Annotated in this window: 23 protein-coding genes and 2 pseudogenes; 11 read left to right on the top strand and 14 right to left on the bottom strand. The window is 68.6% G+C overall.

What is annotated here, in order from left to right:
- Window positions 1–297 precede the first annotated feature (297 nt).
- The 5 genes from egtA to egtD all read left to right on the top strand — a co-directional run bounded on the left by egtA (window position 298) and on the right by egtD (window position 5,802).
- Entirely contained in the window at window positions 298–1,659 is a 1,362-nt protein-coding gene (gene egtA / locus ACGFNK_RS22285) for an ergothioneine biosynthesis glutamate--cysteine ligase EgtA (RefSeq protein WP_393418374.1), read from the top strand.
- Window positions 1,656–2,984, top strand: coding sequence for an ergothioneine biosynthesis protein EgtB (egtB, locus tag ACGFNK_RS22280; RefSeq protein ID WP_393418372.1), 1,329 nt, complete (start codon window positions 1,656–1,658; stop codon window positions 2,982–2,984). Before egtA ends, egtB begins: the two co-directional genes overlap by 4 nt.
- Window positions 2,984–3,856: an ergothioneine biosynthesis protein EgtC gene (gene egtC / locus ACGFNK_RS22275; protein WP_393418371.1), complete on the top strand. Its 873-nt coding sequence runs from the start codon at window positions 2,984–2,986 to the stop codon at window positions 3,854–3,856. Before egtB ends, egtC begins: the two co-directional genes overlap by 1 nt.
- 63 nt (window positions 3,857–3,919) lie before the next feature.
- A complete protein-coding gene (locus tag ACGFNK_RS22270) occupies window positions 3,920–4,825 on the top strand; it encodes an L-histidine N(alpha)-methyltransferase (RefSeq protein WP_393418369.1) in 906 nt (301 codons plus the stop codon).
- Window positions 4,822–5,802 (top strand): L-histidine N(alpha)-methyltransferase, encoded by a 981-nt coding sequence (gene egtD / locus ACGFNK_RS22265; RefSeq protein ID WP_393418367.1) that lies wholly within the window; start codon window positions 4,822–4,824, stop codon window positions 5,800–5,802. Before ACGFNK_RS22270 ends, egtD begins: the two co-directional genes overlap by 4 nt.
- Before the next feature lie 162 nt (window positions 5,803–5,964).
- Here egtD and ACGFNK_RS22260 read toward each other — a convergent pair.
- The 10 genes and pseudogenes from ACGFNK_RS22260 to ACGFNK_RS22215 form a co-directional block, all read right to left on the bottom strand.
- A pseudogene (locus ACGFNK_RS22260) lies at window positions 5,965–6,236 on the bottom strand (transposase family protein); the annotation flags it as partial.
- Between the two features lie 638 nt (window positions 6,237–6,874).
- Entirely contained in the window at window positions 6,875–7,138 is a 264-nt protein-coding gene (locus tag ACGFNK_RS22255) for an SHOCT domain-containing protein (RefSeq protein ID WP_393418853.1), read from the bottom strand.
- Between the two features lie 784 nt (window positions 7,139–7,922).
- Window positions 7,923–9,794 (bottom strand): glycoside hydrolase family 15 protein, encoded by a 1,872-nt coding sequence (locus ACGFNK_RS22250; protein ID WP_393418365.1) that lies wholly within the window; start codon window positions 9,792–9,794, stop codon window positions 7,923–7,925.
- Window positions 9,795–9,814: 20 nt separating this feature from the next.
- Window positions 9,815–10,888 (bottom strand): medium chain dehydrogenase/reductase family protein, encoded by a 1,074-nt coding sequence (locus ACGFNK_RS22245; protein ID WP_393418363.1) that lies wholly within the window; start codon window positions 10,886–10,888, stop codon window positions 9,815–9,817.
- A 449-nt stretch (window positions 10,889–11,337) separates the two neighbouring features.
- Window positions 11,338–11,824 (bottom strand): annotated as a pseudogene (locus tag ACGFNK_RS22240) (transposase); the annotation flags it as partial.
- A gap of 15 nt (window positions 11,825–11,839) precedes the next feature.
- The gene (locus tag ACGFNK_RS22235; RefSeq protein WP_393418361.1) at window positions 11,840–12,418 is read right to left on the bottom strand and encodes a hypothetical protein; all 579 of its coding nucleotides are present in this window, start codon (window positions 12,416–12,418) and stop codon (window positions 11,840–11,842) included.
- 80 nt (window positions 12,419–12,498) lie between these two features.
- Window positions 12,499–13,401, bottom strand: a complete 903-nt coding sequence (gene htpX / locus ACGFNK_RS22230; protein ID WP_393418359.1) for a zinc metalloprotease HtpX — start codon at window positions 13,399–13,401, stop codon at window positions 12,499–12,501.
- A gap of 5 nt (window positions 13,402–13,406) precedes the next feature.
- The gene (locus ACGFNK_RS22225) at window positions 13,407–13,685 is read right to left on the bottom strand and encodes a hypothetical protein (protein ID WP_393418357.1); all 279 of its coding nucleotides are present in this window, start codon (window positions 13,683–13,685) and stop codon (window positions 13,407–13,409) included.
- A complete protein-coding gene (locus ACGFNK_RS22220; RefSeq protein ID WP_393418355.1) occupies window positions 13,682–14,458 on the bottom strand; it encodes a PspA/IM30 family protein in 777 nt (258 codons plus the stop codon). Before ACGFNK_RS22220 ends, ACGFNK_RS22225 begins: the two co-directional genes overlap by 4 nt.
- Before the next feature lie 288 nt (window positions 14,459–14,746).
- The gene (locus ACGFNK_RS22215; RefSeq protein ID WP_393418851.1) at window positions 14,747–15,136 is read right to left on the bottom strand and encodes an SRPBCC family protein; all 390 of its coding nucleotides are present in this window, start codon (window positions 15,134–15,136) and stop codon (window positions 14,747–14,749) included.
- A gap of 461 nt (window positions 15,137–15,597) precedes the next feature.
- Between ACGFNK_RS22215 and ACGFNK_RS22210 the strand changes: the two genes are divergently transcribed.
- The 3 genes from ACGFNK_RS22210 to ACGFNK_RS22200 all read left to right on the top strand — a co-directional run bounded on the left by ACGFNK_RS22210 (window position 15,598) and on the right by ACGFNK_RS22200 (window position 17,617).
- Complete coding sequence (locus ACGFNK_RS22210; protein ID WP_393418353.1) at window positions 15,598–15,981, top strand: undecaprenyl diphosphate synthase family protein; 384 nt, start codon at window positions 15,598–15,600, stop codon at window positions 15,979–15,981.
- On the top strand, window positions 15,978–16,880 hold the full coding sequence (locus ACGFNK_RS22205) for a phytoene/squalene synthase family protein (protein ID WP_393418351.1): 903 nt from the start codon (window positions 15,978–15,980) through the stop codon (window positions 16,878–16,880). Before ACGFNK_RS22210 ends, ACGFNK_RS22205 begins: the two co-directional genes overlap by 4 nt.
- A gap of 140 nt (window positions 16,881–17,020) precedes the next feature.
- Window positions 17,021–17,617 carry a peroxidase-related enzyme gene (locus ACGFNK_RS22200; RefSeq protein WP_393418349.1) on the top strand — a complete coding sequence of 199 codons (597 nt, stop codon included), beginning with the start codon at window positions 17,021–17,023 and terminating at the stop codon, window positions 17,615–17,617.
- 384 nt (window positions 17,618–18,001) lie between these two features.
- Here ACGFNK_RS22200 and ACGFNK_RS22195 read toward each other — a convergent pair whose 3' ends face one another.
- Both ACGFNK_RS22195 and ACGFNK_RS22190 read right to left on the bottom strand, forming a co-directional pair.
- Entirely contained in the window at window positions 18,002–18,544 is a 543-nt protein-coding gene (locus tag ACGFNK_RS22195; protein WP_393418347.1) for a DinB family protein, read from the bottom strand.
- Between the two features lie 409 nt (window positions 18,545–18,953).
- A complete protein-coding gene (locus ACGFNK_RS22190) occupies window positions 18,954–19,946 on the bottom strand; it encodes an Acg family FMN-binding oxidoreductase (protein ID WP_393418345.1) in 993 nt (330 codons plus the stop codon).
- Between the two features lie 212 nt (window positions 19,947–20,158).
- On the opposite strand from ACGFNK_RS22190, the gene ACGFNK_RS22185 reads away from it, so the two are divergent.
- Both ACGFNK_RS22185 and ACGFNK_RS22180 read left to right on the top strand, forming a co-directional pair.
- Window positions 20,159–20,671: a hypothetical protein gene (locus ACGFNK_RS22185; protein WP_386336952.1), complete on the top strand. Its 513-nt coding sequence runs from the start codon at window positions 20,159–20,161 to the stop codon at window positions 20,669–20,671.
- A 27-nt stretch (window positions 20,672–20,698) separates the two neighbouring features.
- Complete coding sequence (locus ACGFNK_RS22180; RefSeq protein WP_386336954.1) at window positions 20,699–21,073, top strand: hypothetical protein; 375 nt, start codon at window positions 20,699–20,701, stop codon at window positions 21,071–21,073.
- A gap of 634 nt (window positions 21,074–21,707) precedes the next feature.
- Here the strand turns inward: ACGFNK_RS22180 and ACGFNK_RS22175 are convergent.
- On the bottom strand, window positions 21,708–21,881 hold the full coding sequence (locus tag ACGFNK_RS22175; RefSeq protein ID WP_393418343.1) for a hypothetical protein: 174 nt from the start codon (window positions 21,879–21,881) through the stop codon (window positions 21,708–21,710).
- A gap of 467 nt (window positions 21,882–22,348) precedes the next feature.
- Complete coding sequence (locus ACGFNK_RS22170; RefSeq protein ID WP_393418341.1) at window positions 22,349–23,260, bottom strand: alpha/beta fold hydrolase; 912 nt, start codon at window positions 23,258–23,260, stop codon at window positions 22,349–22,351.
- 114 nt (window positions 23,261–23,374) lie between these two features.
- Here ACGFNK_RS22170 and ACGFNK_RS22165 point away from each other — a divergent pair, with 114 nt between their 5' ends.
- On the top strand, window positions 23,375–23,992 hold the full coding sequence (locus ACGFNK_RS22165; protein ID WP_393418339.1) for a TetR/AcrR family transcriptional regulator: 618 nt from the start codon (window positions 23,375–23,377) through the stop codon (window positions 23,990–23,992).
- The last annotated feature ends 50 nt before the right edge of the window (window positions 23,993–24,042 follow it).

Here is a 24,042-nt window from a genome sequence, read left to right as displayed (position 1 = left end):
CCTGCGCAACCTCCACGCGCCCTGGCCCGTACATCCGCGCCCACCGCGCAGGCGCGCACCCATGGCGCCACCCCTGTACGCGCCATGAACGCGCCCCGCAACATCTCCCCCGTCGTGCTCATGAACGCATCGTGAGCGATCCTTGTACTGCGCCGCAACAGAGTTACCCGACCCCGAGAGCATCCATACGCACCCTTGTGCGAAGCGGCGCAAGCGTCTTGGGTGGACGGGTGATTGCCGGGCCGGCCCATCCGACACCGGGCCGGCGGCATGGTGGAATCTCAGGAGGATCCCGACATGTCCGATTCGGAAAGTGACTGTACGGAGAGCCGCTCCGCTGTCACCGAGGCCGAGGTGGAGGCCCTGGTCCGGGGCATCTGCTTCAAGACCGGACCACCCCGTTTCCTCGGTGTCGAAGTGGAATGGTTCATCCGCGAGCTGCGCTTCCCGCGGCTCCCCGTAAGACCGGAACGACTCGAAGCGGCGTACGCCACACTGCGGACCCTGCCCCTGCGGTCGGCGCTCACCGTCGAACCCGGCGGCCAGTTGGAGCTCAGCTCCCCCGCCGCCGCCTCCCTGATGGAGTGCATCGGGTCCGTCTCCGCCGACCTCGACGCTGTACGCGCGGTACTGCGCGAGGCGGGTCTCGGCCTCACCGGAATAGGCCAGGAACCCTGGCACCCACCCACCCGCTTCCTCCATGAGCCGCGCTATGACGCCATGGAGAGATACCTCGACCGTACGGGCCCCGAAGGCCGCGCCATGATGTGCAGCTCGGCCTCCGTCCAGGTGTGCCTGGACGCCGGGTACGAGGAGCCGGGGCCGCTTGGGCACGGACGGCGCTGGTGGCTTGCGCACCAGCTGGGCGCGGTCCTGGTGGCCGCCTTCGCCCACTCGCCGCTGGCCCAGGGGCGGCACACCGGCTGGCGCTCGACCCGGCAGTCCCTGTGGACCGCGATGGACCCGGGGCGCTCGGGTGCCCCGCCCCTGGACGGCGATCCACGGGCGGCCTGGGCACGGCACGTGCTCGACGCGCCGGTGATGTGCGTCCGGGCACGGGGCAGCGGCGCCTGGGACGTACCGGAGGGCATGAGTTTCCGGGCGTGGACCCGGTCGGGCACGCCGCCGGACCGGGAGGATCTCGACTACCACCTGACGACCCTGTTCCCGCCGGTCCGTCCGCGTGGGCATCTGGAACTCCGCATGATCGACGCGCAGCCGGGCGACGACGGATGGATCGTGCCGCTCGCCGTGACGGCGGCGCTGTTCGACGACGCGGAGGCCGCAGAGATCGCCTACCGGACCGTCAAACCCCTTGCGGAGCAGGCGGATTCGCTCGCCGCTCCGCGTAATCCGCTGTGGATCGCGGCCGCCCGGTCCGGGCTCGCCGATCCCGAGCTGCGCGAGGCGGCGGTCACCTGTTTCGCGGCGGCGGCCGAGGCCCTGCCCAGGCTGGGGGCCACGGACGAAGTCCAGGAAGCCGTCGCTCAGTTCACCGACCGCTACGTGGCCCGGGGCCGCTGCCCCGCCGACGACCTGCTCGACGCCGTCGGCCTGGGCGCCACCGAAGTCGAGGCCATCGACCTGGACACCACCGGCCTGACCGACCGCGCCCACGGCACGCAACACCCGCTCCACGGGAAGGACATCCGCACATGACCGCCCCCGACCTCACCGACCCGGAGACGCTCAGGGAGCGCGCGCTGGCGGCGCTGACCACGGCCCGCGACCGCACCGCGCTGCTGACCTCGTGCGTGGAGGATCCCGATCTCACCGCACAGCACTCGCCGTTGATGTCCCCGCTGGTCTGGGACCTCGCGCACATCGGCAACCAGGAGGAGATGTGGCTGCTGCGGGAGGTCGCGGGGCGTGACGCGATGCGCCCCGAGATCGACGGACTGTACGACGCGTTCGAGCACCCGCGCGCCGAACGGCCCTCCCTGCCGCTGCTGCCGCCGGACGAGGCACGCCGCTATGCCGCCGAGGTGCGCGGCCGGGCGCTCGACGTCCTGGAGGGCACGCGCTTTCGCGGTACGCCGCTCACCGAGGCGGGCTTCGCCTTCGGCATGATCGCCCAGCACGAACAGCAGCACGACGAGACGATGCTGATCACCCATCAGCTGCGCAAGGGCCCCGCGGCCCTGACGGCGCCGGATCCCGCGCCCGCGCCGCCGTTCACCGGACCGGCCGAAGTCCTGGTGCCCGGCGGCCCGTTCACGATGGGAACCTCGGCCGAACCATGGGCGCTGGACAACGAACGACCCGCGCACCAGCGTCTCGTCCCGCCGTTCTTCATCGACACCACGCCGGTGACGAACGCCGCGTACCAGGCGTTCATCGCGGACGGCGGCTACGGCGACCCGCGCTGGTGGGCCCCCGACGGCTGGACCCACATCCGCTCGCACTCCATCGAGGCGCCGCTGTTCTGGCGCCGCGAGGCCGGCCAGTGGCTGCGGCGGCGCTTCGGCGTCACCGAGGTCGTACCACCCGACGAGCCGGTGCTGCACGTCAGTTGGTACGAGGCGGACGCCTACGCCCGCTGGTCCGGGCGGCGGCTGCCCACCGAGACCGAGTGGGAGAAGGCGGCCCGCCACGACCCGGCGGCCGACCGCTCCACGAGGTACCCGTGGGGCGACGCCGACCCCACGCCCGAGCACGCCAACCTCGGTCAGCGCCATCTGCGGCCCGCCCCCGCCGGGAGCTATCCGGCGGGTGAATCCCCGCTGGGCGTACGGCAGTTGATTGGCGACGTCTGGGAGTGGACGGCGAGCGACTTCCTGCCGTACCCGGGGTTCACGGCCTTCCCGTACAAGGAGTACTCGGAGGTGTTCTTCGGGCCGGAGCACAAGGTGCTGCGCGGCGGCTCGTTCGCAGTCGACGCGGTGGCCTGCCGGGGGACGTTCCGCAACTGGGACTATCCGATCCGGCGGCAGATCTTCTCCGGATTCCGTACGGCGCGCGACGCTGCCGCGGAGACCGCCTGATGTGCCGTCACCTTGCCTACCTGGGACCCGAAGAGCCGCTCGGCCGGCTCCTCGTGGAACCGGCGCACAGCCTGTTCCGCCAGTCGTGGGCGCCGCGCCGGCAGCGGCACGGGACCGTCAACGCGGATGGTTTCGGGGTCGGTTGGTACGCCGAAGGGGATCCCGTACCCGGGCGGTACCGGCGTACGGGCCCCATCTGGGGCGACCAGTCCTTCGCCGACCTGGCGCGGGTGGTGCGCTCGGGCGCACTGCTCGCCGCCGTGCGCGACGCGACCGTGGCGGGCGCCGACGGGGAGGCCGCGGCAGCCCCGTACACCGCGGACTCGTGGCTGTTCAGCCACAACGGCGCGATCAGCGGCTGGCCGCGCTCCCTGGCACCGCTCGCACAGACCCTCCCGCCCGCCGAACTGCTGTCACTGGAGGCGCGCTGCGACTCGGCCCTCGTCTGGGCCCTGATCCTGAACCGGCTGCGCGCCGGCGACGAGGAGGGACAGGCGCTCGCCGGTACGGTCCTGGACATCGCGGCCGCCGCCCCCGGCTCGCGACTCAACCTCCTGCTCACCAACGGCGAGACGATCGCCGCGACCGCCTGGGGCGACACCCTCTGGTATCTCACCGAACCCGGCCGACGCACCGTCGTGGCCTCCGAGCCGTACGACGACGATCCGCACTGGCAGGAAGTGCCCGACCGCACCCTGCTGGCCGCAAGCCGCACGGACGTCCTGCTCACGCCACTCAAGGACGTCGACGAACCCATGGCAGAACGCCCGGCATCCTCCCTCACTCTCGGCTCCGCTCGAGCGGGGGGACCCCTATCGCACAAGGAGCCCAGTACGTGGGGACGTCCGACCAAAGGAGAGAACCGGGCCTGACTTCTGGTTCCCGCAGTCCCTCCAGGTACCCAGCGGCAGGACGTCGACTGAAATGAGGCAATCATGACCGGCACCCGCGCCTACGGCTACACCGACACCCTCGACGCGGAGCACTACGCCAAGGCGCTGCGCGCCGATATCCGCGCCGGGCTGACCAGCACCCCCAAGTCCACGGCACCCACGTGGTTCTACGACGCCCGGGGCAGCGAACTCTTCGAGGAGATCACCCAGCTCCCGGAGTACCCCTTGTGGAGGGCGGAACTGGGGTTGCTCCAGCTCCACGCCCGGGACGTGGCAGCGCAGACCGGGGCCCGCAGCATGGTCGAGCTCGGGTCCGGGAGTTCGACGAAATCAAAGCTGATCATCGAGGCGCTGAGGCCGACCGACCTGAACTACGTCCCCGTCGACGTCAGTGCGGACGCACTCCATCAGGCCAGCGCCCAGCTCGTCCAGGACTATCCGGGAATCCGTCTGCACGCCCTCCGTGCCGACTTCACGGCTCCGCTCGTCCTGCCGGCGCTGCCTGAGGACGGCCCACGGCTCATCGCCTTCCTCGGCAGCACGCTGGGAAATTTCCGGCGACCCGCCCGGGGCCCCTTCCTTCGCGGGCTCCGGAACATCATGCGCCCCGAGGACTTCCTTCTGATCGGCGCCGACCTGGTCAAGACGGAACACGAAATGACCGCCGCCTATGACGACGCTCAGGGCATCACGGCCGAGCTATGTGGGTCGTTCATCCTGTCCGTTGTCCGCACTGCAAGGCCCACCTGTGTGCCCAAGCCCAGGCAGAGAAGCCGGATCGGTAACGGAAGAACTCGGCCTGCGCCCCGGCCCCGTCGGTCATCCCGAGCGCCCAGCGGCCCGGTGGTGGGGAGGGTGCCCGCTGCTGCCGGCGTTGCGCGCTCGACAAGGAAACTGCGATCCCGGCACTCCGCCGATGTGGCGTCGACCGAAGAGAGGCACGCATGACCGACAACCGGGCCTATGGCTACACCGACACTCTCGAGGCCGAGCACTACGCCAAGGCACTGCGCGCTGACATCAGCGACGGGCTGACCTGCACCCCGAAGTCCACGGCACCCACGTGGTTCTACGACGCCCGGGGCAGCGAACTCTTCGAGGAGATCACCCAACTCCCGGAATACCCCTTGTGGCGAGCGGAACTGGGACTGCTCCAACTCCATGCCCAGGACATCGCTGTGCGGACCGGAGCCCGCAGCCTTGTCGAGCTCGGGTCCGGGAGCTCAACGAAGTCCAAGCTGATCATCGAGGCACTGGGGCCGAGCGGTCTGCACTACGTCCCTGTCGACGTCAGTGCGGACGCGCTCCATCAGGCCAGCGCCCAACTCGTCCAGGACTACCCGCGGATCCGTCTGCACGCCCTCCGCGCCGACTTCACGACTTCCCTCGTCCTACCGACGCTGCCCGAGGACGGCCCACGCCTCATCGCCTTCCTCGGCAGCACGCTGGGGAATTTCCGACGCCCGGCCCGTGGACCGTTCCTCCGCAGGCTCCGAGACACCCTTCGCCCCGAAGACTTCCTTCTCATCGGCGCTGACCTGGTCAAAACCGAGCAGGAAATGATCGCCGCCTACGATGACGCTCAAGGCGTCACGGCCGAGTTCGACAAACATCTGTTGCACGTGTTGAACCGCGAATTGAACGCCGACTTCGACCCGGATGCCTTCGACCACGTATCGGTCTGGAACGGCACGGAAAGTCACATCGAAATGAGGCTGCGCAGCCGAGTCGAGCAGCTCGTCAAGATTCGAGGCCTTGACCTGGCAGTGCACTTCGCGCGCGGAGAAGAATGGATCACCGAGCGGAGCGCGAAATTCACCCCAGACGGGCTCCAGGAAGAAATGACTGAAGCGGGTCTCCGTACGAATCAGCTCTGGGCCGACACCAACGCCGGCTTTGCACTCATTCTCGCCACCGCTCGCTGAACAAGCTGGTGCACGATTCTTGATGAGTCACAGATCGCTGCTCTGCTGACGGGACAACAGAGCAGCGACGGCTGGTAAGCGGCGCGTGCTCGCTCGACCCCGACTTCACCGGTCACAGCGACCGGCAGGATCCTGCCGTTCGGCGGAAGATCGGCAGATCGGCTCGCGCAACGCACGCAGCAGGCCGGGCGCTCGGTCGGCGAGCAGGTCGATAACAGCTGTGGTGTAGGCGTGTGCGGTGCCGACGGAGATGCCGAAGCTGGCGGCGACCTGGGCGAGGGCGTCGTGCCTGCGCAGGTACACCAGGCCGACCAGCGCACGCTGATGCGGCGGTAGTTTGCAGCGGCGGTCACCCTCGCGGGTGACGATGAGCATGGTGACCCCACTCGACCAGGGCATGGGGCAGCTCGAGGGGCGGCAGAATACGGAACCAACTCGACTCCTGTTCCTGTGGGTTGAGACTTCGAACACCTCCCCCAACAGCACGGGAGCCTCGTACGTTGCGCGGGGATGAAAACCCACAGGGTCTCACCGCCAACTGCGCATGAGTGCGACAACTCGTTGTTCGAAGGCATCTTCGAACGCGGCGTCAGGGGATCACCCGTATGGAGATTCCCCGGACAACGGAGCAGGCCTTCGGATGATCCTTAAAGCGGATCCGGTCCTTCCCGGCCCCTGGTTTACGGCGGGGGTCCTCTGTGCGTGATTGCCGCACGAAAGGTGCTGCCCATGCCTACGCTCTTCTCTGACGGCAGTGAACCACCCCAGCCTCCCACCTTGCCTCCGACGGCGGTTGCCTTCCGGGCCGCTGACGGCCGCACGCACACCTTTAGGCTTGCTGAACTACCCTGCCCAGACTTGCACTTGGAGATGGCTAAATGCCTGGCCGGGGCACTGAAGTCGGTAGGCGCGCTTCCCACGGCTCGGGCGCACTCCCGCCGAGGCATCCCGGCAAGGCCCTCTCAACGATGTCGAGTGGATGACTGCGGCCATGTACCGGTTGCCGTAGTTGCGCTGGTTCATCGCGAGCCTCCTTCAGGTGAGCAGAGGCCGCAGCCAGTGCGGCCAGTTTTCAGGGTTTGGTGAGAGGGCCGGCATGCAGGGCGTTCAGGCGGCGCCAGTACTCTTCTTCGTCGATCTCCCCGCGGGCGAACCGCTCCCCGAGTACCTGCTCGGGTGTCTGCGGCGCGCCGGGGGTGTGGGTGTGCTCGTGTGGGCGGTTGAGGGCGCGGAACAGCAGGACAGCCGCAGTGATGATCAGCGCCCAGAACAGGATCATGCTGGCGGACATCGCGAACCAGCCCCATCCACTGACGTCGTGGCCGTACCAGAACATCGCCATTCACCTGCTTCGGATCGTTCGGCGATCGGGTGCGGGCCTGGAGGTCCGGCGCCCTGAAGGAGCCTGTGTCCTCATACGCATCGTGCCTCTCCCGGGGAGCGGCGCACTGGGGCCGGATGGTCCCGACCGGGTGGGCCGTTCAGCCCCTGGCAGGTAGGGGTAGCCGGGCGGAGCCTTGAAGGAGCGGGCTGGGAGGGGGCGCGCTGCCATGGGTGCCATGGATGTCGTCGTTGTCCTGGCCGCCGCAGGACTGATCGCCGCGCTGGGCTGGTTCTTCTTCGGCCCTCGCCGTGCGGGTGACGCCCGGGTGGAAGGCGGAGTGCAGCGGGTGGAGGTGATGGTTCGGGGCGGCTACAACCCCAGCCTCATCAAGGTCCGCCAGGGCACGCCGGTGAGCTGGTCTTCGACCGGCAGGAGTCCGGGAGTACACCTCTCGAGAGACCATCACGGGGTGATCACTCCAGGCCCAAGCCTCGATTCCGTAGTCGGCACGAATGGCGACTGCGAGTCGTCTGCGGTCGATGTGCGGGCGCGATTCGGCCGGTGGTACCAGGGCGTCCTCGATCCATGTGATGGCCCTGTCTTGCCGCAGCACTGGGCGGGTGTCGTGCGGCGTCTGTGGTTCCTGATCGAGGGACAGCCAGTGCGGCTCGCAGTTGCGGCTCCCACCTGCGCAAAATCTCCGTCTGCTCGGCGATGACCCGGTCGTGGCGGGCGTAGACGTCGTCAGGTGCGTCCTGGTCGAGCAGGCGGGCTCACGACTGGCGGTGACGAGCGTTCACCCCAGTTGGCGGTCCAGGTTGTAGGCGGCGCTGATCAGCGCCAGGTGCGTGAAGGCCTGGGGGAAGTTGCCGAGCTGCTCGCCCGTCGGCCCGATCTCCTCCGAGTACAGGCCGACGTGGTTGGCGTAGGTGAGCATCTTCTCGAAGGCCAGCCGCGCCTCGTCGAGCCGCCCGGCCCGGGCGAGCGCCTCCACCCACCAGAAGGAGCACATCGAGAAGGTCGCCTCCTCGCCGGAAAGCCCGTCAGGTGACGCGCTCACGTTGTAGCGGTAGACGAGGCTGTCGGAGACCAGCTCCGCGGTGATGGCGTCGAGCGTGGAGATCCAGCGCGGGTCGGTGGGTGCGACGAACTTGCACAGGGGCATAAGCAACAGCGAGGCGTCGAGCACGTCGGTACCGTAGTGCTGGACGAACGCCTGGCGGCTTGGGTTCCACCCGCGCTCCATGATCTGGTCGTAGATGCTGTCCCGGACCGCCATCCAGCGGGGGAGGTCGGCGGGCAGGCCGCGCTGGCGTGCGACCCGGATCGCGCGCTCGATCGCGACCCAGCTCATCAACCGGGAGAACGTGTAGTCCCGGCGGCCGGCGCGCATCTCCCAGATCCCCTCGTCGGGCTGGTCCCAGTGGCTCATCAGCCACTCGAGGTTACGAGTGAGCTGCATCCAGCCGTCGTGGTAGAGGGGGCGCCCGTACTTGTTGCAGAGGTAGAGGGAGTCCATCAGCTCGCCGTAGATGTCGAGTTGCAGCTGCGTCGCCGCCCGGTTGCCGATCCGCACCGGCCCCGAGCCCATGTACCCCTCCAGGTGTGGGAGCTCTTCCTCGGGCAGGTCCTCGCGCCCGTCGATGCCGTACATGATCTGCAGGGGGCCCGAGTCGCGGTCGGTCGTGTAGCGGAAGCGTCCCTCCAGCCACTGCATGAACGCGGCGGCCTCCTCGGTGAACCCGAGTCTGAGCAGCGCGTAGAGCGAGAAGGCGGAGTCGCGGAGCCACGTGTAGCGGTAGTCCCAGTTGCGTGCGCCGCCCACCGCCTCCGGCAGGCTGGTGGTGGGGGCGGCCACGATCGCGCCGGTGGGCGCGTACGTGAGCAGCTTGAGCGTGAGCGCCGAGCGATGCACTGTCTCGCGCCAGCGCCCGCTGTAGCGCGAGTGGCGCAGCCAGAGCCGCCAGAACGCCACGGTGGCGTCGAACTCGGCGGCGATGTCGGCTTCGGAGTACGGCACCGGTATCTCGCCGGTCCCGACGCGGTCGAGCACGAAGGTGGCCGTCTCCCCGGCCCGGACGGTGATGCGCGCGCGGACGTCGCCGCCGTCGACGATCTCGATCGGGGAGCGCGTCGAGAGGCTGAGCGCCAGCTCGGGAGAGCGGAAGAGCGCGCCGTGCGGGGTGAGCTCGACCTCGTGGCGGGCGCGCGCGTAGTCGAAGCGCGGGGCGACGTCGACGACGAAGCGCATCTGCCCGCGCACGGCAAGCACCCGGCGGATCATACGGTGACGGTGGGCCGCCTCGCCGGTACGTGGCGGGGGCATGAAGTCCTGCACTTCCCCCACCCCGTCGGGCATCAGGAAGCGCGTAATGAGGATGGTGGTGTCGGGGAGGTACAGCTGCTTGGAGCTCCAGCCCTCGCAGTCGGGAGAGATACGGAACATGCCGCCGTGGTCGGCGTCGAGGAGCGCCGCGAAGACGCTCGGCGAATCGAAGTGCGGGCAGCAGTACCAGTCGATCGTCCCATCGGTGCCGACGAGCGCGACGGTGTGCACGTCGCCGATCAGGCCGTGTTCGGCGATGGGCAAATAACGCGCCTGCGGTGCTCGCCGAACTCCAGCGGATACGACCCGCTCTGCCTGATCAGCACGGCCATCGAGCGCCATGGGCAATCGGCCTCCTCGGCCTACGGCACCAGCACGAGCTTTCCCTTCGCCGCCGACTGCTCGAGCAGCTCGTGGGCATGACGGGCGTCGGACAGCGGCAGGCGCTCGGCGACGACCGGGTGGATCTCGCCCCGCCGGAGCAGCTCCAGCAGCGTACGGAAGTCCTCCTGGAACCACTCCGGGTAACGTGGCCCCCCACCGACGGGAAACGCTGGCGGACGGCTGCCCACGGGAAGCACCTGGCGGCGGTCGCGCAGCTTCTGGATGCGGTACGCGAACACCCGCCGACTTGGCGAGAGCAGGCCCCACAGGGCGACGGCCGCTGTCGCCCCGTACCACTCCAGCCACCCTCGCCAGCTCTTGCGCCCGCGCGCGAGCATGGCGTAGTGGCCGAACACGACGAGCCTTCCGCCGGGGCGCAGCGCGCGGAAGGAGCGGAGCGACAGCGTGCCCCCGAGCCCGTCGAGTACGACGTCCACGCCCTTTCCGGGGAGCTCGCGCACCCGGGCCAGGAAGTCTTCGTTGCGGTAGTCGATCGCGACGGCGCCGTGCCGCTCGACCGCGGCACGGTCGCGCGCGGAAGCGGTTCCGTACAGGTGCAGCCCGGTCAGTGCTCCGAGTTCTAGGACAGCGGTGCCCACCCTGCCGGCCGCGCCGTGCACGAGCACGGTCTCTCCGCGCCTCACCTTCGCCATGCGGTGAAGCACCTGGTAGGCGGTCACGTACGTGAGGATCAGGCTCACGACCTCCGCCGGGTCGCGGTCCTCGGGCACCTCGATCGCGTTCTCCTCCAGCAGGCAGACGCGCTCCGAGTAGGCGCCCCACACCGTAAGCGCGGCGACGTGGTCTCCCTCTCGCAGCCTCGAGCAGCCCGGACCGAGCTCCTCGACGACGCCGACGAGCTCGTAGCCGGGCGTGAACGGCGGCTTCGGCACGCCGAGGTACGTGCCGGCGCGCAGCTGGGCATCGGTGAACGAGACGCCCGCGGCCAGCACCCTGACGCGCACCTCGCCCGGCCCCGGACGGGGAGCGTCCTCCTCCACCACCCTCAAGGCATCGGGGTCACCGAAGTGGTCGACGACGACGCGCTTCATCACCTCAGCCTATGCCGACCGCACCGGCCTCGCACTTCGCGATTCCGGGCCTGATCCGGCCTGCGGATCAGGCCCGGAATCGTCGTGACCACGTTCTTGATCCGCCTCCGGGAAACCGGGCGACCCGGGGTCGCTAGGTTGCGAACTGTTTGGACGACCGTTGCCGATGGTGGCGATGACGCCGCTGATTCTGTGCGTACTCGTCGCGCCGCCGGAGCATGACACGCCCACATGAGCGGGAGCATGAGGACGTGCCCGGCGAACAGCATGACTCCGCTCAGGCCCGCCCAGTATGGGACGAACAACACAATGAAGGGCAGGTACATGGCGAGGGCAATCGCCCCGATGCTCGCCCATCCAGACCGCGATTACTCATCCACACCAACATGCCGATCGTCCTGCCTGCGGCCATCACGACGGCGACCAGCGCGGAGGGTTCGCCGGGTTGATCAGGCTGCGGGTGCGAGGGGGTGTCCGCCCCAGCGGATGCCTCTCTCGCTGCGGATGCGGGCGCGTTCTTTGCTCTGGGCGGCGAGGACGTCGGGTGGCGGGCGTTGGCGTTGCGCCAACGCAGGTAGCGGTGCAGGGCCTGCGTCTGGGCGGGGTGGCTACGGTGGTTGGAGTTGGCCAGGGTGACTGCCGCAGCGGGCCGAAGTGGGCCTCGATCGGGTTGGCCCAGGAGGCGTAGGTCGGGGTGAAGCACAGTTCGACCTTGTTCTTCTTCGCCCAGCGGCGGCTGTCCGCGCCGGTGTGGGCGGAGAGGTTGTCCAGGATGATGTAGATCGGGGCGCCGTCGGGTCGGGCGGCGCGGATCGACTTCAGCGCGGCGAGACTGTTGCCGTGGAAGTAGGTCACGCCATGGGTGCGGCAGTAGGTCGCCAGCAGGCGGTTGAGCTTACCCGGCTCGGCCCAGCAGGAGCCTGCGGTGGACTGGATCTCGGAGCGTGAGAGTCACAGGCCGGGGGCACCCCAGAGGGGGAACCAGCGAGTCAGGTCCTGCTCGATGCGCACGTCGTCCTTGACGATGGTCTTGACCTGGAGTTCGAGCGGGTTGTCGCGCTTCTCGCCGGGCTGGGGCGCGAAGGGATAGAACGTGCCGCGTTTGTAGAGGTAGACCAGCGCCAGAGGGCGGAGCTCGGCGTCGTGGAAGGCGACGAGGGAGCAGAGAAGTTGGGGACCGAAGCCGCTGTCCTGCAGGGCGGTGTTGACCGCGTGCAGGTCGTTGACGAGTGCGGGCAGGTCGTCGGGGCCACGGCGGGAGAGCAGCCATGAGTAGCCGTAGTCGTCGCGGCTGAACTCCACGGGCGTGCCGCTGCGTTCGGGGTCGGCGTCCAGCAGGGCCCACACGTCCTGCTGGACTTGGGCGAATGCGCCCCCTTCGATGCTGGCGAAGCAGACCGAGCCCGCTCCGGTCGGGGTGAAACCGATGGCCGCCTGGAGAGTGATCGCCGCAGAGGGCAAGCCGAAGAGCTGGTCGAGGTCGGGCTTGACCGGCCTGCTCCGACCCAACAGGGCATCGAGGAAACCCACAGCGGTTCAGCTCCTTCCTCACGTTCCCGGTTCAGAGACCGCATGCCGGTCGGGTGTGGCCGGTATGGCAGTGGTGGCGGTCATGACGTCTCACCCAGCTCTGCGGAGATCTCCGCGAGCGCCTCCAGACGCCGCTCCAGACTAGGGTGCGTGGAGAACAGACGGGCCACCGTGGTGCCGGGCCCGAGGGCGGGCGTGAAGAAGAACGCGTTGAACGCCTGGGTGGTGCGCAGGTCCTGGGTCGGGATACGGGCGATGTCGCTGGTGACCTTGGTCAATGCCGAGGCCAGCGCGGAGGGCCGCGCGGTGAGCATGGCTCCGGCGCGGTCGGCGGCCAGTTCGCGATAGCGGGACAGTGCCCGGATCAGCAGGAAGCTGATCGCGTAGACCAGGGCGGAGACCCCCATGACCAGTGCGAGCACCGCTGCGGTGTTCTGATCGCGACTGCGTCCCCCGAACAGCTGGGAGTAGAAGGCGAAACGGACGATAAGGCCCGCAATCACGCCCAGGAACGAGGCGATGGTGATCACTGCGACGTCGCGGTGCGCGACATGGGACAGCTCGTGGGCGAGGACGCCTTCGAGCTCGGCGGGTTCCAGGCGGCGCTGCAGCCCGGTGGTCACGCAGACGACGGCGTGGTCGGCGTTGCGGCCGGTGGCGAACGCGTTGGGCAGGTCCATCCGGGAGACGGCCACCCGTGGCTTCGGCATGTCCGCAGCGGCGCACAGCCGGTCGATGACGCCGTGCAGCTGGGGTGCTTCCTCCCGGGTGACGAGACGGCCGTGCATGGCGTACAGGGCGATCCGGTCGGAGTACCAGTACTGCGCGGCCAGTAGCCCGGCGGCGATGACGACGACCAGGACGACGGACTTGAGCAGCACGATCAGCGCGGCGACGAACGCCACGTACAGCAGTCCGAGCAGGAACATCGTGACCAGCATCCGGGCTGTGAGCTGCCGGTCGGGCTCGAAGCGGCTGCGCATCGCCATCACCCCGGGATGAGGCCCTCGTCGGAGAGCAGTTCCCGCACCTCGGTGAGGCTGGTGTCCTCGTCGGGCAGGACCAGGTCGGACGGCGTGATCGTCGCGTCCGGCACGGGCGTGCCATAGCTGCGTACCGCGTCCAGCAGGGCCGAGAGGGCGGTTGTGAACGCCGTCTCGTCGTCGGCGTCGGCTGCCGACTGCAGGGCGGCATCCAGCTCGTTGAGCCGGTCGAGGTGATCGTCGGTGATCTCGTACTGGCCCTCGCCGAGAATCCGCATGATCATGATGTCGCCTCCTGGTCCGGCGGGCCCTGCTCGGCGCTCCTGCCTTCGACGGCCGGCGGGGTGGCGGACGCCGGGAGCTGGGCTTTCATTCGCGCCAGTTCCTTGTCCACGTCCTGGCCTGCAGTGACGCGCTCGAGTTCGGCCTGGATGTCGTCGCGGCCGGCGGGGAGGGTGGCGTCCTCCAGTGCGCCGGAGGCGAGCAGTTCGTCCAACGCACCAGCACGGGCCTGCAACTGCTCGGTCTTGTCCTCGGCGCGCTGCATGGCCAGGCCGACATCGCCCATTTCCTCGCCGATGCCGGTGACAGCCTCGGTGATGCGGGTCTGGGCCTCGGCCGCGGTGTAGCGGGCCTTGATGGTCTCCTTGCTGGTGCGGAAGGTGTCCACCTTGGCTTGCAGGCGCTGTGAGGCGAGGGTGAGTTTCTCCTCCTCGGCCTGCAGCGATACCTGCTGGGTCTGGAGGTCCGTGAGCTGGGAAACCACGGCGGTGCGTCGACTCAGGGCTTCGCGGGCGAGGTCCTCGCGTCCGGCGGCGAGCGCCTGCTGAGCCTGTCCCTCCAGCTTGCCGCTGGACTGGCGCAACTGGTTGATCTGCAGGTCGACGCGCTTGCGGCTGGTGGCCACGTCCGCCACACCACGTCGCACCTTCTGCAGCATTTCCTGCTGCTGGGTATAGGAGTAGTCCAGGACCTCGCGCGGGTCTTCCGCCCGGTCCAGGGCCTTGTTCGCCTTGGTCCTGAACAGGGTGGCCATGCGGTGGGCGATGCTGGTCATAGCGGCCTGCCTCCTCTCGACAGGGGTGAGGAATCAGCCAGGCCATGCCTCGTCTGCGGGACATCTCCAGGCTCCGGCGGTGTGGTCCGGGCCGCAACCTCGGCCGGCTCAGGCCCAAACCCCACGGCGGGTACAGGGCCACCTGCGGCGAGGGGGGGACTTCGGCCGCGTTGTGGATCAGGGCGAAGGCCGGACGCCCTTGTCATGACGGCCGAGGCGAGCGCCCCGCCTGGGTTCCCGCCCGACGGAGTGTCCCAGTGTCCGCTTAGCAGCAGTCAGGGGCACCGGTCAGGCGGCGCGCTGCTCCAGAAGGTTCTTGAGCGTCTGCTCGTCGCGCGGCAGTTCCTTGCGAGCCTGAGGGCAGAGCACCAGGGGCACGAGAGCCTTGCCCATCCCATGGGACTCGAATTCGGGGTCAATCGTCAGGCGTGAGCGCGCGCCGTCGTCAAGCGGCTCGATCGTTCCGTGGACCTCTCCTCTGGCGGGGCCCTCGATGCCGCGCAGACGCCAGCTTCTCGGCGGCTCGAACTCGGTGATCTCCATGGTCATCGGGAACTGGAGGCGGCCCAGCTGCCAGGTCGCCTTGACCTGGGAGCCCACACCCAGAGGGGCGTCGCCCACCCGGTGTGCGGATACGGCGCTCGGCTGCCATTCCGGCATGTGGGAGGGGTCGGTGATGTACGAGAAGACCTCCTCGGGGCTGCGATCGATGTCAACGGTTTCCTTGATCGCGCGACATTCTTGGCCCCCTCTGCAGGGTCATGGAAATGATCTCACCCGGCTCGCTCGGCAAGCCAGGGGAGCATCCAAGCGTCACCTGGGCACATGCGGCGGCACGTTCCAGAGTGGGCAGCCGGTGGCAGCCAGGTGGCTGCGGCCGCGATGTCCTCGCACCGCCCCGGCGGGAGCGAGGACATCGCCATCCCTCGTTGAACGATGGAGTCTCCCGACTCTGGCGCCGCTGAGCACGGCTGACCCCTATGGAATGGCGTGGATCCCTTGCACCACTTATCCATGTAGATGATGCCGCCTCAGGATACAAAGGTCATATCATATGAAATCTATTGATCCAAGCCATGTGGCGTGCATCCTGGACGGGAACGGCAGATGGGCTGAAGCGCGTGGCCTGATGCGCCGTGATGGTCACAGTCACGGGGCTGACCCCGCTCGGCGGATCATCGAGCAACACTGGCATGACAGTCACCGTGGCCCTGAACCACGGCGGGCACAGCGACATTGCGCACGCGGTCCGCTCCATCGTCGCCGCCGGTTTTCCAGCCGGTCGGATCACCGAGCGGACCCTTGCGGCGCACCTGCCCTATCCCGATATGCCTCCGGTGGATCTGCTGATCCGCACCTCCGGGGAGATGCGCCTGTCGGGGTTCCTGCTGTGGCAAATGGCGTACGCGGAGCTGGTGTTTCTTCCCGATCTGTGGCCCGACATGACATCGGAGAAGTTCCGGGACGCCATCGAGACCTACCGCCACCGCTCGCGCCGCTTCGGAAAGGTGGGTGCACAATGACCACGCTCGCCACTTGGCGTACGGCCCTGGAGGCCGCTGACATCGGCGGCGAGCAGCTGCGCCTGGACTACACCCGGTGCGCGAAGTTCATCCGTGACCGCGATACCGGACCGTACGTCGGCGTCCGTGTCCTGGCCCCGCTGGCCCTGCAGCCGCACCTGTTGGCCGGGCTCGCATTCGCCAACCGCACCGACGACCTCGCCGACGCGGGTAACAGCCGGCTCGCCCAAGCCCGGCGCGCGGACTGGCTGGCCCAAGCGCGACGCGGAGCGTCGGACGACTCGTGCCCTTATCCGATCGTGCAGGCCTTCGTGAATTCCATAACGGTACGAGGGCTGTGCCCATCGTGGATGCGGCGCCTACTGGATGCCGCCGAGCTGAAGCCCGACTTCGCAGGCTTCGCCGACGAGGCGGAGTTCGGCCAGTACGTGGACCGCTACACCTGGCCCCTGCTGATGTGCTCGGCAGGTCTCCAGTACCAGGGCGGCCCCAGCGACGAAGCGGCCCGCACGTGGCGGGCCTACGCCGACTTCGCCCAGCGCCTGGACTTCCTCAACGATCTACGGGCAGACCTGGAGGCCGGACGCCTGTGTCTGCCCGCCGACGCCCTCACGGAGCACGCCGTGGCCCGCTCCGACCTCGAACAGAGCCGGGACACCCCTGACGTGCGGGCTCTCCTGCAGGACATGTGCGACCGCACCCATGCCGCGCTCAAGGAAGCACGCGGGGTGCTGGAGGTATGCGACCCGGGCCAGTTGATCGCCGCCCGCTCGCTGCTGGCTCGGCAGGAACGACAACTCAACGACATCCGCAGCTCCCGTACACGCATCCTCCACCGGCCAGTCGGCTTCCACCCCGCCACCATGCTCCGCACCATGCTGGGCGCGCTGCTGAAGTAGCCCGGCAGCTCAGGCAACCACCGAAACTACGGTCAGTGTCTCGGGCAGTCAGGTGTCCACGAGCGCAGCAGCATGGGCCGGCAAGGACGGCGACCGCCCGGGGTCGCTGGGAACCAGCACCCCTGAAAGGAGCACTGCCCATGTACCCCGCCAACGCGGCCAACCCGGCATGGATCACCGTGCCGTCGGCAGACAGCCTGCCCGAAAAGGTCGCCACCGAGATCGATCCGATCGTGAAGAAGATCGGCTTCGTGCCCAACGTGGCGCGACTCCTGGCGATCAGCCCCGACCATTTCGTCGGCTGGTGGCGCTACTTCGACGAGCTGATGCGCGGACCGTCGGGACTGAGCAAGACCCAACGAGAGATGATCGCCGTGGTCATCTCCGCCGAAGCCCGCTGCCCCTACTGCGTGGTCGCGCACGCCGCCGCGCTGCGGCTGCGCACCAAAGACGCCACCTTGGTCGACCGCCTCGCCGCCAACTACCGTCACGTCGAGCTGGCGCGCCAAGACAAGATGATGCTGGACTTCGCCGTCAAGCTGACCCAGACGCCCGAGGCATGCGATGAAAACGACACCGTCCGCCTGCGGGACGTCGGATTCACCGACGCGGACATCCTGCACATCGTGGAAGTCACAGCGATCTTCAACTACAACGTACGCCTGGCCACCGCCACCGGGTTGTTCCCCAACGCCGGATACCACGACCTCGGCCGGACCGCAGCGCCGGAAGGCTGAGAAACGGCATCGGGCCAGCAAGAACCACTCCGGGGAAAGCCTGGGGGGAAGCCATCCCGTCGGCCTGGCGACCCGCTTCCGTTCCCCGAATCCTCAGGACGGGAACGCACCAACGGACCTCCGCCTGCCACAGCCTGAGGCACGTGACCGAACGCCCGCGTCCCACAGGGCGACCGAGGCGCATAACCGCCGTGGTGGCAAGGGCCCAGAACCAGCGTTGCGCGCGCCGCAGGGCAGCGGCGCTCACGTCCGCACCCGGGCGCGCATCGTCCGCCACCACGGTCGCCGGCGCGACGTCGTCCTTCTCGAAGGCCGCAGCCGCGTTGTCGTCTGACTGCTACGCCACACCGGTGACAGCGACCAGCCGATGCTGTCCGAACCGTGTCAGTCCTGCGCAGGGCCCAGGGTGAGCTGGGCGCGGTGGAAGTCGTAGTGCTGGGTGGGATAGCGGTACAGATCCGCGCGGGTCATCCAGTCGTGGAAGAAGGGGTCCCAGCGGGGCGGGTAGTGCATGCCGCGCCTGAGGGAGGCTGTGCTCTCGCGGTCCAGGCGCCGATGCAGTGCAGCGACGGTGCGGTCCATCTTCGCGCCCATACGGCGGTGGTTGTAGTAGAGAGAGCCGAGCACGGAGCTGACGTAGTTGATGACATGGAACGGTCTGGCCGCAGCGTCCAGCAGACGAGCGAACGTCCCGCCGACGGAGCGCGGCAGCTTGGCGAAGCCTCCGAGCAGGCGCAGGAGCACGCGGATGAGCATGTAGCCGAAGAGCATGTGGAACAGCATCTGCTCGTTGGTCCACCCTGTCCCATCCGTCGGACGGCGCAGATCGGCAGCACTCGCCTCCGCGAGCAAGCGGTGGAAGTCGGCCGGGACGCGCTCCAACTCGGCGTGGACGGCCTGCCGATCCAGCTGGCCTCGCTCATCCATGACTGCCACCCCATCCCGCTCGTTTCTCCAGTCCGGCTACGGCCGGACACCTCGGGAGCATGATGATCCTCGCATCCCAGCCCCTGAGCCAGATGTCGCCTCAGGAGGGGCGACGGGAGCCGGCAAGACCGGCACGGTCCGCTTCCCCAGCGCCCGCATGGGCCATGTCGCCGTCAGCAGGCGGGCACTTCTCACGAGCCGCCTCAGGCGCGGGTCGGCGTCGCCGATGAGCGGCCATCGCAGGCCCCATGCCGAGACCTCGGCCTGGGGCCGCCAGACCACTCCAGAAATCGCAACTGCTGACCGGCGGCCCCACTCCCAAGCTGTGGGCGGATGCGGATGGCCGCGTGAGCAATGCGGCCTACGCGATGGATCCGGTACAGGCTGGGGAAGCTTCCGAAACCGCCCCCTATGGCTCGATGTCGAGTACGTCTTCCACCGGGCGACGTGGTGTCACCGGGCCCTGCTTGCCATATCCCAGGCGCAGCACCATCTGCACGTACCCCATCGCCGATTGCGGGTGGCGTACGGCCCAGCGGAGTTCCGGCCATTCGAGGGCGTGGGACGTGAGCGAGGTCGCCAGCCCGTCAAGGGTTGCTTCGAGCAGGATGCGCTCCATTGCCTGTCCCGCCGTCAGCCAGTCCTCCGCCCGGTCGCCGGTGGTGCCCAACAGGGCTAGATGAGGCTTCTTCTCGAAAATGGCCACCTCGCGGCCGGGCACAGCGCGTCGGCCCGCGAAGTCGCGCACAGGGGCTTTTCCGTCCTGCTGGCGCGGGCCGAAAGCGTAGTCGGGGATTCCGTCCGCCGACGTGGCGGCGATGTCGGCGCCAATACGGGTCCAGCGGACGACGTCCTGGAACTGGCCGGGGTCCAACGAGTCGCGTCCCTCGGCATCGTGGACCAGGTCCAGCAGCGACTCCACATGCCACGCGTCGGAAAAGAGCAGCCGCGCTCCCTCCCGCAGGGCAGCGCCACAGAGGGCGTCCTGTATGGCTTGGGGTATGTCCTCGTCCGAGAACGGATAACGGCTGGTGTGCCGGCGGCGGATGGCCGGGTACAGCGGGGCGAGGTCGGTCTCCGGGCGTACCGGACCGGCCAGCTCCACCGTCGCGAGCAGCTCCGAGTCCGCCGGGTCGGGCAGCAGCCGGGTGGCCGGCTCCCAGCCCGCGTGAGCGGCGGCGACGCGCAGGTTGAACAAGGCCGCGCCGCATCCGATGTGGAGGGCGCGGGTGGTGGGATCGGAATGCGGCATGGTCCGCTCCATGTCCACTCGGACATGGAAGGTGCCGACGGCACGGAAGTAGCGGAATTTCCATGGCTGCGCATTGTGCATGGACGGTGCGGCTGTGGCGTCGCTGACGAGAGCGGCCACGGTCTTCGCGTCGAGCGGTCTTGCTGACACCGAGGGGCCTCCCTCCGGGAACGGGCCGGCCTGGCGCAACTGTGGCCCGCCTCTCCTCACGGTAGTCGCGGCGCGCCCGCACAGCAGTGCCGAAATATGGCGATAACGTCATCACGATCTCTCTTGAACGAATTGCCACTTTTCGATCAGCGCCGAAACGGAGAGGGGTGCGGCGGCAGCGTCGCCCCCGAGGGCTGAACAGGAGATGGGCCGTGAACTTCACCGAGCGCGAGTGGTGGACCCTCGTCCACGGCATGATCCTCGGCGCCGCCTTCCTACTCGCCTTCGCCGGTGGGCTTGCCGAGCTGTACAGCCTCAAGCCCGCCCTGATGACGCGTGAGGGAGTGGTGGAGCGGATGCGGCGGGTACGAATCGGGGTCACCGCCATGGCGGTGGCGGCATGGGCGACCGTGATCACCGGCACCTGGGTCGTCTACCCGTGGTACCGGGAGAAAACGCCGGACAGTCCCAGGTCACAGCTGCTCGCCGACCCGGACACGGCGGACTGGCACGAGTTCGGCATGGAGTGGAAGGAGCACATCGCCTGGCTCAGCCCGATCCTGGCGACGGCCGTCGTCTTCATCGTCTGGTACTACGGCCCCGGCCTGATCCGGCACAACCGTGTCCGCCGCACCACCATCGCCCTGTTCGTCCTCGCCTTCGCCTTCGCGGCGGTGGCCGGGGCATTCGGCGCCTTCATCACCAAGGTGGAACCCGTCCAATGACCAGGCTCTGAAACGGAGGCCACGGACATGGAACCCAAGAAAGGCGCAACACCCACCCCAAGCGGAGGGGAAGAGGACTTTCCCCTGAGCGACAAGGTGGAGGGACCGATCTCGGCAGCGATTATCGCCGCAGGTGTCGGAGCCACCGCACTGGGCCTTGTCACCACACTCAGCGAGGCCAGCACGACGGTGCAGGACGGCATGCAGTGGAGCGACTCAGTCGGTCCGCTGTCCGGCAAGACCGTCCTGGCCGTGATCGTGTGGCTGCTGGCTTGGGGCGTCCTGTACGCCGTACTGCACAACAAGCCGTTCGAGACCGTGCGCGCCCTCGTCATCAGCCTCGTACTCATCGCCCTGGGGGTCCTCGGAACCTTCCCCCCGTTCTTCCAGCTTTTCGCCTAGGACCTGTACTCGCACAGCCGGCACCACCCGACGCGTAACCAGGTTTTCGCCAAACCAGCCAGCCTGCTCACGCCCTGCCGGGCAACGGCGCCGGCCGCGTCCCCCACCGACGTATCCCCGGCTTCGACGAAACCGGCACCCTGCTGATCGCCGTCGCGTGGCTGGCCGGCCTCACTCTGGCCGCCGCGGCACTGTTCCATCGCAGTGCCGCGCCCGTGGCTCTCAAGAACAGGGCCGCCGACGAACCCGCGCCGTCCACGGCCGGGACAGCACGGTGAGCCGCTCACGGCTGGTGTGGCCTTCATCGGGCTGCGCGGGTTCGCCACCGACATGGCCAAGGAACCAGGCGGCGGCGCAGGCCATAGCCACGGCGAGGAAACGACCAGCGGCGACACGCACACCGAGGACAGCCACAGCGAGGACACCGGTACCAAGACGCCAGCACCTGAGACTCCTCCAAGCACCACCGTTCCCGCAGGCGGTGACGAACAGACCGGGCACGTCGAGGACGCCACGCTCACTGACCCACGTCCTGACCGAGCACAAGGCGTAGCCGACATGGCCGCTCACACCGCGAGCAAGGGCGGGCTACCGACGAAATGCGGGTCGCGGGGTGACGGAATGAGGCGGGGCATCAGTCGATGCGCAGCGGGCCGCCGGTGCCGGCCGGCTGCGGGTACAGCGTCAGGGTCTCGCGGCAGTCGGTGGACCGGCCGCTGTCCAGCACGCCGTGGCTGTGGCGGAGCGTCCACAGGTACGCGCGCCCGTCGGCGACCAGCAGGCGGGGCTTCTTCGGATGGCGGGGCACGGAGTCCAAGGTACGCAGCCTGATCAGCAAGACACCCCTGGTGGTGTCAAACTTCGGTGAGACCGGTCACATGCGGCGGCGTGGCCGCCGTGCAGGGGTCCCAGTTTGGGAGCGTGCTTGCTGCCGTGGAACCGACGCACGTGCAGGCGGACGATCACCCCCCCCCGGCCGACGGGTAACTCGGATATCTGACGTCAATATCGGCTGTGGACCCGCGTGGCAGGATGCTCGCACTGCGGGCACCTGCCCGGCGGTCCGCATCCCGCCGCGTCTACCACCAAGTTGCCGTCGGCGGCCATGAGCTGCCGCACCTTGAGGTTCAGGCCCGGCAAGAGGACGTCCTCAAGCGTCTCCACTCGCATGACAGAGGGATCCCCTGGCGGAACGGTCCTGCAGTCCGGGCGCTACCGGGGCTCTGGCCGGGCCATCCCTCGGCACTGTCCTGGCCCCGTCGGCGTGGGCGGTTGTCAGTCGACGGAGGCCATGAAGTTCAGCATCCTGCGGTTGATCTCCTCCGCGTGGTCGATCTGTGGCCCGTGGCCCGTGTTGGAGATGATCTCGGCTCGGGCGCCGGGGACCAGGCGCGGCACGCGCTCCGCCTGCCGCTGCGGGTGCACGAGGAGGCTTCGCTTGCCGAGCACCAGATAGAGCGGAGTGCGGATGGTGGACAGCTCCTCCTCGGACAGGGGAAGCGGCGCCGGGCGGCGTATGCGGTAGGCGCGAACGGCCGTTCTGATCATCGTGCGCAGTTCCGGCATGACGAGGACCGGCTGTTCCAGCCACGCCGCCAGCCGCGGGCGCAGTGCCTTGGGCGCGAAGGTCGCGAAGAGGCCGGCGAAGATCCAGACGAAAAAGCGCAGCCCCACTTTCTCCAGGCCGCCGGGGTCGAGCAGCGTGATCGAGGCGAGGCGACCGGGCCTGCGGTGCGCTTGGTTCAGGGCAAGCCAGCCACCGTAGGAGGTGCCGACGAGGTGCACGCGGTCGAGGCCGAGTCCGGCGAGGGTCTCGTCCAGCCACTGTGCGGCGCGTTCGGGTTGGTGGATCGATTCGCGCTGCACGCTGCGGCCGGGATCACCCGGGGTGTCGATCGCGTAGACCGGGCGGTCGGCGCTGAGGGCGGGGGTGTTCGGGTACCACATGGCGGAGCAGGAGCCCGCCCCGTGTACCAGGACGACGGGGGTGCGGGATCGAGCGGCCTCGTTCGCGGGGCCGTAGCGGTAGACGTGCGTGGTGCCGAAGGACGTCTCCACGTCCTCTTCCGCGAGCGCGGGTGTGCCCAGTGCATAGACCGCGTCGCAGGCCGCGAAGTAGCGGTCGCGCCAGGCATCGCTCACGTAGCGGCCTATGTCGGCTCGGGCACGGACAGCAGTCTCGGACACGGTCACCTCCGGATCTCATTTTCGTGATACGAACGTACCACAATGTTGGTACGGCTGTATCATCAAGGTCCCACTGGGGCCGCAACAGTGGAACGACGAGCGGAGAAACGGCCGATGCCCAAGCGCGTGGACCACGCAGAACGGCGCACCGAGATCGCCGAGGCACTGGTCCGGGTCGCCGGGCGACGCGGGCTGCATGCCGTGGGGATGCGCGATGTGGCAGCAGAGGCGGGCGTGTCGCTGCGGCTGGTGCAGTACTACTTCCAGACCAAGGAGAAGCTGCTGCTTTTCGGACTGGAGCACCTGACAGAGAGGTTCGGGGAACGGGCCTCCGCCCGTGTGCAGGCCGCCGGGGACAGTCCCGGTCCGCGGGAAATGATCGAGGCGCTGCTGATGGCGGCGCTGCCGACCGACGAGGACAGCCGCACCTTCCACTTCGTCTACACCTCGTACGCCGTTCTGGCCGTGACCGACCAGGCACTCGCCGCCCAACCCTTCATCAAGAACCCGGATGCCGCAGAAGACGCGGTAACCCAGCTCCTCCGGCAGGCGCAAGAGGCAGCTCTGCTCCAGCCCGGTGTGGACGCACAGTTGGAGGCAGCCGGCCTGCTTGCCATGTCTGCGGGACTCGGCACCAGCATCCTCGTCGGCCAGCGCAGCCCGGAGTCTGCCATCGCCGTCCTGGACCACCGCCTGGACCGAATCTTCCGCACCGGTGATGCGGCTAGTTGATGGGCGGCCGACTCACCGCGTGGGAGCCGCTGCCGGCGGGGCGGCCGCAT

It is taken from the genome of Streptomyces sp. NPDC048825, from assembly GCF_043198355.1.
GTDB classification, from domain to species: domain Bacteria; phylum Actinomycetota; class Actinomycetes; order Streptomycetales; family Streptomycetaceae; genus Streptomyces; species Streptomyces xiangluensis.
Note: the sequence above shows the minus strand (reverse complement) of the source record. Positions and strands in the feature narration are given on the sequence as shown.

Excerpts from the sequence above, each read along its gene's own strand:
- egtA (WP_393418374.1), top strand. The coding sequence starts at position 298 with ATGTCCGATTCGGAAAGTGACTGTACGGAGAGCCGCTCCGCTGTCACC.
- egtB (WP_393418372.1), top strand. The coding sequence starts at position 1,656 with ATGACCGCCCCCGACCTCACCGACCCGGAGACGCTCAGGGAGCGCGCG.
- egtC (WP_393418371.1), top strand. The coding sequence starts at position 2,984 with ATGTGCCGTCACCTTGCCTACCTGGGACCCGAAGAGCCGCTCGGCCGG.
- ACGFNK_RS22270 (WP_393418369.1), top strand. The coding sequence starts at position 3,920 with ATGACCGGCACCCGCGCCTACGGCTACACCGACACCCTCGACGCGGAG.
- egtD (WP_393418367.1), top strand. The coding sequence starts at position 4,822 with ATGACCGACAACCGGGCCTATGGCTACACCGACACTCTCGAGGCCGAG.
- ACGFNK_RS22255 (WP_393418853.1), bottom strand. The coding sequence starts at position 7,138 with ATGTTCTGGTACGGCCACGACGTCAGTGGATGGGGCTGGTTCGCGATG.
- ACGFNK_RS22250 (WP_393418365.1), bottom strand. The coding sequence starts at position 9,794 with ATGGCGCTCGATGGCCGTGCTGATCAGGCAGAGCGGGTCGTATCCGCT.
- ACGFNK_RS22245 (WP_393418363.1), bottom strand. The coding sequence starts at position 10,888 with ATGAAGCGCGTCGTCGTCGACCACTTCGGTGACCCCGATGCCTTGAGG.
- htpX (WP_393418359.1), bottom strand. The coding sequence starts at position 13,401 with ATGCGCAGCCGCTTCGAGCCCGACCGGCAGCTCACAGCCCGGATGCTG.
- ACGFNK_RS22225 (WP_393418357.1), bottom strand. The coding sequence starts at position 13,685 with ATGATCATGCGGATTCTCGGCGAGGGCCAGTACGAGATCACCGACGAT.
- ACGFNK_RS22220 (WP_393418355.1), bottom strand. The coding sequence starts at position 14,458 with ATGACCAGCATCGCCCACCGCATGGCCACCCTGTTCAGGACCAAGGCG.
- ACGFNK_RS22210 (WP_393418353.1), top strand. The coding sequence starts at position 15,598 with ATGGTCACAGTCACGGGGCTGACCCCGCTCGGCGGATCATCGAGCAAC.
- ACGFNK_RS22205 (WP_393418351.1), top strand. The coding sequence starts at position 15,978 with ATGACCACGCTCGCCACTTGGCGTACGGCCCTGGAGGCCGCTGACATC.
- ACGFNK_RS22200 (WP_393418349.1), top strand. The coding sequence starts at position 17,021 with ATGTACCCCGCCAACGCGGCCAACCCGGCATGGATCACCGTGCCGTCG.
- ACGFNK_RS22195 (WP_393418347.1), bottom strand. The coding sequence starts at position 18,544 with ATGGATGAGCGAGGCCAGCTGGATCGGCAGGCCGTCCACGCCGAGTTG.
- ACGFNK_RS22180 (WP_386336954.1), top strand. The coding sequence starts at position 20,699 with ATGGAACCCAAGAAAGGCGCAACACCCACCCCAAGCGGAGGGGAAGAG.
- ACGFNK_RS22165 (WP_393418339.1), top strand. The coding sequence starts at position 23,375 with ATGCCCAAGCGCGTGGACCACGCAGAACGGCGCACCGAGATCGCCGAG.